3 protein-coding genes are annotated in these 927 nt (G+C 61.3%); all 3 read right to left on the reverse strand.

Annotation, left to right across the window (positions count from 1 at the left end; translation table 11 throughout):
* Positions 1-164: FAD-binding protein (locus KDW55_RS29190; protein ID WP_212161893.1), on the reverse strand; the 164-nt coding region annotated here is incomplete at its 3' end.
* A 3-nt stretch (positions 165-167) separates the two neighbouring features.
* A complete protein-coding gene (gene sdhD, locus KDW55_RS29195; protein ID WP_006399546.1) occupies positions 168-536 on the reverse strand; it encodes a succinate dehydrogenase, hydrophobic membrane anchor protein in 369 nt (122 codons plus the stop codon).
* 4 nt (positions 537-540) lie between these two features.
* A partial coding sequence (sdhC, locus tag KDW55_RS29200) for a succinate dehydrogenase, cytochrome b556 subunit (RefSeq protein ID WP_249174185.1) occupies positions 541-927 on the reverse strand: 387 nt, incomplete at its 5' end.

Consider the following 927-nt stretch of genomic DNA (forward strand, 5'->3'; position numbering starts at 1 on the left):
TGGGCCGCCACCGTGTGCGAGCGCGTCGGGAACACCTTCGACAGCACGCCGACCGACAGGCCCGCGCGCGACAGTTGCAGCGCTGCGCGCAAGCCCGAGCCGCCCGCGCCGACGATCACCACGTCGAACTTGCGGCGCGGCAGGGAAGTTTTGATTGCAGCCATTCTTTACACTCTCCAGAGAATCTGCGCGGCGTAGCCCGCACATGCGAGCAGCCAGACGATGGTCAGCGATTGCAGCAGCAGGCGCACACCGACGGGCTTCACGTAGTCCATCCAGATGTCGCGCACGCCGACCCATGCGTGGTAGAAGAGGGAAAGCAGCGTCACGAAGGTTGCGAGCTTCATCCACTGCGCGGAGAAGATCGACGCCCAGCCTTCGTACGAGAAATCATGCGCGCCGAAAAACAGCACGAGCAGAATGACCGTGTAGACCGCCATGATCGTGGCGGTGACGCGCTGCGCGAGCCAGTCGCGCAGGCCGTAGTGAGCGCCGACGACGAGGCGCTTCGAGCCGATTCGGTTGTTGGCTGCCATTTTCTTAGAATGCTCCGAACAGTTTGAGTGCCATGGCGATCGTCAGCGCGATCGAGACGACAAAGACGACGACGGCCGTCCGCTTGCCGCCTTCCTTCGAGACGGCGTCGTGGTTGACGTCCATCAGCAGGTGGCGAATGCCGGCGCAGAAATGGTGGAAGAACGCCCACGACAGCGCGAGGACGATCAGTTTGACGACGATGTTGGAGAGGAACTGCTTGAAGACTTCGAAGCTGAGCTCCGACGTCAGACTCTGGTCGAAGAGAAACAGCAAGAACGGCAGGAACAGGAACAGCAGCGCGCCGCTGACTCGGTGGAGAATCGACAATATCGCCGCCAGCGGCATCCGATATTTCAACGTGATGTCGCCGATTCCGATGTTCCGGTATTC

The sequence above is a fragment of the Burkholderia sp. AU19243 genome (genome assembly GCF_018148075.1).
Lineage (GTDB): Bacteria > Pseudomonadota > Gammaproteobacteria > Burkholderiales > Burkholderiaceae > Burkholderia > Burkholderia latens_A.